Source organism: Schwartzia sp. (in: firmicutes) (assembly GCF_978017985.1).
Genome location: NZ_CDXDFU010000207.1, coordinates 1 through 7,408 on the forward strand (window position 1 = coordinate 1; position 7,408 = coordinate 7,408).

The 7,408-nt window shown below is 48.7% G+C and carries 8 protein-coding genes and 1 tRNA gene; 4 read left to right on the forward strand and 5 right to left on the reverse strand.

The genetic code is table 11. The features are described 5' to 3' along the window. Positions 1-852 (reverse strand): transcription termination factor NusA (gene nusA, locus ACY69O_RS08900; protein ID WP_462333120.1); only part of this gene is annotated, 852 nt, incomplete at its 3' end. An 82-nt stretch (positions 853-934) separates the two neighbouring features. Further along, positions 935-1,381, reverse strand: coding sequence for a ribosome maturation factor RimP (locus tag ACY69O_RS08905; protein ID WP_462333113.1), 447 nt, complete (start codon positions 1,379-1,381; stop codon positions 935-937). A 265-nt stretch (positions 1,382-1,646) separates the two neighbouring features. On the opposite strand from ACY69O_RS08905, the gene ACY69O_RS08910 reads away from it, so the two are divergent. Further along, positions 1,647-2,186 (forward strand): ECF transporter S component, encoded by a 540-nt coding sequence (locus tag ACY69O_RS08910; protein WP_462333114.1) that lies wholly within the window; start codon positions 1,647-1,649, stop codon positions 2,184-2,186. A gap of 46 nt (positions 2,187-2,232) precedes the next feature. On the opposite strand, the gene ACY69O_RS08915 is transcribed toward ACY69O_RS08910, so the two are convergent. Then, a tRNA-Leu gene (locus ACY69O_RS08915) sits at positions 2,233-2,319 on the reverse strand. 162 nt (positions 2,320-2,481) lie between these two features. Here ACY69O_RS08915 and ACY69O_RS08920 point away from each other — a divergent pair. Genes ACY69O_RS08920 through ACY69O_RS08930 form a run of 3 tightly spaced genes read left to right on the forward strand, consistent with a single transcriptional unit; the run spans position 2,482 to position 5,055 of the window. Next, the gene (locus ACY69O_RS08920; RefSeq protein WP_462333115.1) at positions 2,482-3,198 is read left to right on the forward strand and encodes an SIMPL domain-containing protein; all 717 of its coding nucleotides are present in this window, start codon (positions 2,482-2,484) and stop codon (positions 3,196-3,198) included. Positions 3,199-3,211: 13 nt separating this feature from the next. After that, positions 3,212-4,327, forward strand: a complete 1,116-nt coding sequence (locus ACY69O_RS08925; protein WP_462333116.1) for an acyltransferase — start codon at positions 3,212-3,214, stop codon at positions 4,325-4,327. Between the two features lie 20 nt (positions 4,328-4,347). Then, on the forward strand, positions 4,348-5,055 hold the full coding sequence (locus ACY69O_RS08930; RefSeq protein ID WP_462333117.1) for a tetratricopeptide repeat protein: 708 nt from the start codon (positions 4,348-4,350) through the stop codon (positions 5,053-5,055). Between the two features lie 47 nt (positions 5,056-5,102). Here the strand turns inward: ACY69O_RS08930 and pepD are convergent, their stop codons facing one another. Further along, positions 5,103-6,554, reverse strand: coding sequence for a beta-Ala-His dipeptidase (pepD, locus tag ACY69O_RS08935; protein ID WP_462333118.1), 1,452 nt, complete (start codon positions 6,552-6,554; stop codon positions 5,103-5,105). 64 nt (positions 6,555-6,618) lie between these two features. Continuing rightward, positions 6,619-7,077, reverse strand: a complete 459-nt coding sequence (locus tag ACY69O_RS08940; RefSeq protein ID WP_462333119.1) for a cell division protein SepF — start codon at positions 7,075-7,077, stop codon at positions 6,619-6,621. Between the last annotated feature and the right edge of the window lie 331 nt (positions 7,078-7,408).

Below are 7,408 nucleotides of genomic sequence, written 5' to 3' on the forward strand. Positions count from 1 at the left end.
ACTCAGCGCGTTTGCAATAAAGCGCGCGGAATCAGCGTTCCATTTAACTATATCGATTTTCTCATTGCGGAACTCATCAACGATAGCCTGTACGCGGAGACCTTTATGGCCTACGCATGCGCCTACCGGATCCACGTCCTCGTCTCTGGAATATACGGCAATCTTAGAACGCATGCCCGGCTCACGTGCAACGGACTTGATTTCCACGACGCCCTCCTGAATCTCAGGAACCTCGCGCTCAAACAGGCGCTTCAAAAGGCCCGGATGTGTGCGTGACACTGCAATCTGAGGTCCCTTGGAGGTACGACGCACCTCAAGGATATAAGCCTTGATGCGGTCTCCGTACTCGTATGTTTCTCCTTCAATCTGCTCAGTCGGTGTAAGAACTGCCTCTGTTTTGCCGAGGTCAATATATACATTGCGGTTCTCGACACGCTCCACCGTGCCCGTGATGATATCACTTTCACGCTCGGAATACTCATCAAAGATATTTCCGCGCTCAGCCTCACGAATACGCTGAACAACAACCTGCTTTGCCGTCTGTGCGGCAACACGTCCAAAGTTTGCAGGCGTAACCTCGAGCTCGAAAACATCTCCGACCTCATAATCCGGTTTAATCGCCTGTGCATCGCTGAGAGATATATCCGTAATCGGATTTTCCACCTCTTCGACGACTGTCTTTATTGCATACACATGGTACTCTCCCGTAGTGCGGTCAAGAAGTACACGGACGTTCTGTGCCGCTCCGCCGAAATTGCGGCGGTATGCCGTGATAAGTGCTGCCTCTATAGCTTCAAACAGCACCTCCGGTGCAATTCCTTTCTCCTGCGCCAGTTCACGGAATGCATCCATGAAATCCGCACCGTAATTGAGAGCCTGCTCTTTCTTAGCCTTTCCCCTGCTCCGTTTAATCAAAATCTGCTCCTCCTATGATTTAAATATCAATATGTAAACGCACCTGCGCGATTTTCTTCATGTCGATTGGCTCGAAATCCTCAAGCTTCAAAGCCCCATCCTCGCAGCCGATCAGCTTGCCGGTTACCTGCTTTGTCCCATTCAGCGGTTCGTAAAGTGAAACATCCACCATCTTGCCTGCCTCACGGACAAAATCCTTTTCCTTCTTCAGCACGCGGTCAAGACCCGGTGAAGATACCTCAAGAATATAGCTGTCCGGAACAACATTTTTCTCGTCAAGTTCTTTTTCGAGCTTCTCAGAAAGCTCCTGACAATCCTCTATATCAATACCCTCGGGTTTATCAATATAGACGCGAAGATACCAATCCTTTTCCTTTACATACTCGACATCCACGAGTTCAAGCCCCGTATCAGCCAAGAGCTCCTCAGCCAGCTTCTCTACGGTCTTTTCCACATAACCTGCCACAGACATTCCTCCTCAAAATATTGCTCATACAATGCGAAAGAGTGAGCTGGCGCTCACTCTTTGGAATCCGATAATCTATTTACTCGTACAAGTATAACATGTATATACACAAATGTAAACATAATTAGGAAAGTTTTGTGCAATTCAACTGATATAATTCTGCACAATTCATCTGGCATAATAATTTTTCACAAACTGGGCATTTCTATACAGTCAGACCGGGTGTAAAATCGAGAACAAAAAAACAGGAAAGAAGTGCATAATCATGTCAACCACTCAAATCGAAAGCACGTACAGCCCCATCTCCGAATCAAAAATCAGCACAAAGGAATTATGCCTGTGTGCAGCCATGAGTACTATTGTATTTTTAACGACCTTCATACCGAAAATCCCAATACCGCTCGGCTATGCGCACATGGGAGATGCAGCTGTATTTCTCATAGTCATGCTGATTCCCAAACGTCCGGCACTTCTTGCCGCTGCCATAGGCTCTGCTCTTGCAGACCTAATAGGTGGATTTTATCTTTGGATAGCGCCAACAATACTTATCAAATTCATAATGGCATATATCGTATATGTCATTGCCCGTCCGCGCACTACCAATCCGGGAATCGCAAAGGCGGCTTTTGCATTTACCGCTGCAGCCCTCTGGATGACCTTAGGGTATGTCGTTTTCGGCGCGCTGCTCTATGACAGCATTGCTGCAGGTCTCGCCTCAGCATACGGCCTGCTCGCAAAAAGCGCGGTAAATATCATCGCCGCGCTCCTTCTGCTTGCACCGCTCAGAAAAGCGCTTCGAATATGAAAACCATCAAAAAAGGCTTCCGTTTGCACGGAAGCCTGTTTTATTCTGGTGCCGAAGGCCGGACTTGAACCGGCACGTTGTTGCCAACGGCAGATTTTGAGTCTGCTGCGTCTGCCAATTCCGCCACTCCGGCGCACCTACAACGTAACTAACAGAAGCTATTATATATCCTGAATCCATGCCTTGTCAAGAAAATCTGCCCGAAAGCCTTCCTGCCTTTGCAAAATAAAGACAACACTGATAAAATGAGCATTAGGCATTATCAGTAGATTTTCTACATTCAAGGAGTGATATTATGATTCGTTCATTTAGATTTATCTGTGCGCTGATGCTCGTAATCGGAACCATGTTCGGTGGCAGCGCGTCTGCAGCTGAGCACCAGATTCCTGTTCTCTCCGTAAGCGGTACAGGTACAGTCGAAACCACACCTGACCAGGCAGACCTGAGCCTTGGTGTTATAACTCACGCGTCTACAGCAGAGGACGCACAGCAGATGAATGCAGCCGCCGCAGTTTCCATCCGCAACGCACTCTCGGCTCTCGGTATCTCCGACCGTGATATCCGCACAGAGGACTACAGCTTCCATCCGGACTTCGACCGTTCGGACCGACGCTCAAATGAAATCACAGGCTATACGGTCAGCAATACAGTATTAGTACACATCAGCGACCTTGACCTCGTTGGACAGATCATTGATTCGGCGCTTGCAAGCGGAGCGAACAACGTGAACTCACTGGATTTCTCCATCCGTGACACGAAAGCTCTCCGCCGCGAGGCTCTCACAGCAGCCACAAAGGATGCCCGTGAAAAGGCTGACATAATTGCACACGCACTCGGCAAAAAAATCGTCGGTGTACAGAACATCAGCGAAAACTCGGGTGCATTCCAGTCCCGCTCCCGCAAGGTTTTCATGGCAAACTCTTCAATGGAAATGAGCGCCGCAACACCTATCGACGCAGGAACACTTACACTCTCGGCAACTGTCCACGTTGACTTCATAATCTCGGACTGAGGTGCTGCCGCTCATGAATAAACCGCGTCTCGACGCTATCGAATACATACGTGGCATCTCCATGCTTGGTGTAATCGGCATCCATGTAGGCTCACAATACCTTGCAAACCCTACGCCGAACCCTCACCTTGTTGCCCTGTTTGAAATAGCCACCCGTTTTTCAGTGCCGATTTTCTTTTTTATATCGGCCTTCGGACTCTTTTATCATCTTGACCTGAAGGAGCCCTTCTCTTACATTGACTTTATGAAACGGCGCTTCAAGACCGTGCTCGTTCCGTATCTCGTCTGGTCGGTATTTTACGTTCTTCATTATACTTTTCTCTACCACGATACGAGCCTGCTGCGCCCCACAGTTTTTCTGTACTATCTGTTTTTCGGACTGTGCAGCTACCAGCTGTACTTCATGGTAATCCTTCTGTGGTTCTATATTTTAATGCCCCTTTGGATTGCCATAATGCGGCGCATAACACCGCTGAATCTCTCGTTTCTTTTGGTCGTTCAGATTGCATTTGACTACTGGTCCAGCTTTGTATTCAACCCTTACGGCATAGAGAGCTGGCTTCTGAGGTCATTTATGATATACAGGCTGAACTACTGGGTCATGCACTACTTCTTCATATTCCTTCTTGGCGGCTGGCTTGCAATTAACTTCAAGTCATTTCTCCGCTTCATGGAAACACGCCGCAGGGAAATCGTACTTTTCTTCTGGGCCTCCCTTGCCGCTCTGCTCGGCTACTATTATTACGTACTTTCGGCACGGCACTACACCGCTATAGAAGGCATTAACACGGCTCACCAGCTCTGCCCTGCGGGAATAATGTACACCATTGCGGCGTCATTGTTCTTTTTTACGATTTTCACATATCAAAATTATCCGAAAGCATGGAATCCTGTTTTTTCGCTGCTCGGACGCCATTCCTACTTTGCTTATCTGGCGCACCCGGTTGTGATTACGTATCTCAGCATGCTCGTTGACCGCAGCGGACTTATAATGACCGCGCCCATCGCACTGATATTCTACGTCGCCGTTGCCGTACTTGCCGTTGCTCTGGCAGTCATAATGCGGCGTATAGGGAATCATATCCCCATCATCAATGAACTCACCATTGGAATATATCCTAAAAAATAAATCCGAAAGGAGCTGTCTGTATGACACAGGAAGAATTTCATAAGCTCGTCCATCTCGTAATTGATAACAAAAAAAATGCACCGCCGGAAACACTTTTCGCCGGTGGCATGGATAACTGGCACGCCCGCGCGCGCCTTGCTCATTTTCTCGCAATGCCGGAGTCTCAGCACCGCCCCGAGGCGATTGAACTCCTCTGCTCCGTCGTCGAGGCCGAAGTCGATGACGAAAATTCCCAGGATGTGGAAGAAAAGGTCTATGCCCTCCAGAAGCTCAGCACACTGGAGCGTGAAGACAAAAACTACGCCGATGCTCTGCGCCACATAAACCTCGCAATCGAGCTTGCGGAGTCCACAGACTTCCTTTACAAATACATTCTGCGCGGTGAGCTTTGGGCAGACCGCTGGACTATTCTCCATGCACAGGGAGATATTCAGAATGCCGAAGAAGAAGTCGATGAGCGCATAGCTGCCTATGAGGATATCCCCATCAAGCACAACAGCTACCTCTACTACGGCTACCGCTTCAAGGCACAGCTTGCCGCCGAACGCGGTGTTCCCCTTGTTGCAAAGGACTACATGCACATGGCAATCAAATTCATGGACGTTCCCGATGAATACCTGCCGGGCCTGAATCAGGCATTTAACCAACAGCATGAAAATGCGTCCTGGATTCTCAATACAATAGACCACGCAACACCAAATCCGGACTCCCTGCACTGGGACATCTGAGCATAAAAAATCTCTGACCACACATACATGGTCAGAGATTTTTTATTTTACATATCTGCAATACGGCGCAGAGTTTCCTTTATCATTTTTACCTGTGAAGCAACCGTCGAAAGGACAAGACGCTCCTTCGGACTGTGGATATCATACGTAGTTACGCCCACAGATACGATATCAATGCTCGGATTGTACTTAATCATCCAGCTGCATTCAAGACCTGCGTGGATGCTTGCAACACGCATCGGAGTGCCGTTCTGCTCCTCAAATACCTCAGTGATGATCTTTGCAAGTCTGCTGTCCGTGCGTTCATGCCATGCAGGGGACGGATTTCCGATATCCGCACGGAATCCGAATCTCTCTCCGAGAATCTGCCCGAGAACTCGGAAGGAATCCAGCTTGTAATCAACGCTGGAACGCGGATAATACGAGAACCATACGTCTGTATCCGTCATACGGAGCATACCGATATTTGCAGACGTCTCAACAAGCCCCGGAAGCGCCGCCGACATGGAGAACACCCCGCTATGAAGCGTAAACAGGAGCTCAGAAACAGCACGCGCATCTTCTTTGCTCATGACTCTCTTAGGCATCTCAGCCTCTTCAAGACTAAGCTGTATGCCAGGGTCCACTGCTCCGTAAGCCTCGGTGAAGCGCTTTTTGCGGTTTTCCAATACAGCCTTTATGTCATTTTCTGAAGCCGTGGAAACAAAAACAAACATACCGGCATCAGGAATCGCATTTCTCGCCTGTCCGCCGTCCATCTCCGCAACAGCATACTCTATACCTGCAGCGCGGAGCTCTATCATAAGCTGTCCGAGAACGCGCAGCGCATTTCCTCTGCCGTCACCGATACGCTCACCGGAATGCCCGCCCAGAAGACCGCGCACGGAAATCTTCCACGCCTTGCCCTGCGGTACCGGCTCCCAATGAATATCCCTGTGAAAATCTACGCCTACGCTGCCCGCGCTGCCGATAGTCAAAAGATCATTTTCCTCAGAATCGCAATTGATGTAAAAAACAGCATCCTGCACATGCTTCGGGTCAAGCTTCTCTGTTCCGGACATTCCGACCTCTTCATCAACCGTGACAATAGCACGGAGCGGGCCGTGATTTTCCAACGTCTTGAAAATATAAATGATTTCAGCGATACCTGTGCCGTCATCAGAGCCAAGGCTCGTGCCGTCGGCAGTAAGATATTCCTCTGTCCTGATTGTCTTTATCTCATCTGTCAGCGGATTATAGTCTCTGCCCTTTTCCGCTACGCAGACCATATCCATGTGGCTCTGCAGAATCGTAAGAGGCGCATTTTCCATTCCCTTCGATGCCGGCAGATCAGCAACCAGATTGTTGACTGCATCCTGTATAACCTTGCAGCCCATACCCTCAAATACACCCTTCAGGTAATCGCTGACAGCCTTCTCATGCCCCGACGGACGGGGAATCTTAGTCAGCGGCATAAACTCAGCCAATACGCCATCAATTATTTCTTTATTGTTTTCCATTAAAAAACCTCCTAAAAATGAACGCAAAAAAAGCGGTCGGTTACGACCGCTTCCCCAAGTTCGATTATTTCTTTACCGGACGAGCCTTTGCGGTAGCCACATCAACGCCGGACGGCACATAAAGCATCATGCCCTCCGAAATACGGCGAGCCTCGCCGTCCAAAACATAGCACACACCGTTTACAAAATCGCAGATACGGCGCTGCTCTGCGTAGTCAACACGCTCAAAATTTACGATAGCCGCTTTCTTCGCAAGCAGGTCATCAGCAATCCCCGTGACCTGGTCGAATTTAGACGGAACATAAATATCGACGGAAAGCTCAGACGGTTTCGCAGCACGGGCTTTGAAACGAGGTCTCTCCACAACCGCAGACGAATAAGACGGCGCACCGTTAACGACACGACGCTCCTCGGTAACATATTCGCTTTCTGCAACTGCCTTTTCGGATACAAGCTCCTCTTCTTCCTCTACAGGCATAAGTATATTCTTGGCTTTCTCAAGAAGTTCCTTTATCGATTCCATCTATGTCGCCTCCACTGCGAATTAAAACGAGTACGCGCATCATTCAGCCTTGAAAAGCGCGCAAAAACCACGATACTTATATATACTACCCGTATTCTACACCAAATCAAAAAATCCTGCAAACGGGAAAAAATAATTTTCCCCTAATTTGCAGAATTTTGAATCGTAAGCCCTATGTTACGAATAAATTTAATCTATTTTATACTCAATTAATGAGCAATTTGGTCAGGCTTTTGCAGCCTTCGTTGCGTTTTTGCGTGCGCGGCCGCGGGCAGAATGGTCAAGAACTGCTTTGCGGAGACGAACGCTCTGCGGAGTAACCTCAACAAGC

Excerpts from the sequence above, each read along its gene's own strand:
- ACY69O_RS08920 (WP_462333115.1), top strand. The coding sequence starts at position 2,482 with ATGATTCGTTCATTTAGATTTATCTGTGCGCTGATGCTCGTAATCGGA.
- ACY69O_RS08930 (WP_462333117.1), top strand. The coding sequence starts at position 4,348 with ATGACACAGGAAGAATTTCATAAGCTCGTCCATCTCGTAATTGATAAC.
- ACY69O_RS08925 (WP_462333116.1), top strand. The coding sequence starts at position 3,212 with ATGAATAAACCGCGTCTCGACGCTATCGAATACATACGTGGCATCTCC.
- ACY69O_RS08910 (WP_462333114.1), top strand. The coding sequence starts at position 1,647 with ATGTCAACCACTCAAATCGAAAGCACGTACAGCCCCATCTCCGAATCA.
- ACY69O_RS08940 (WP_462333119.1), bottom strand. The coding sequence starts at position 7,077 with ATGGAATCGATAAAGGAACTTCTTGAGAAAGCCAAGAATATACTTATG.
- pepD (WP_462333118.1), bottom strand. The coding sequence starts at position 6,554 with ATGGAAAACAATAAAGAAATAATTGATGGCGTATTGGCTGAGTTTATG.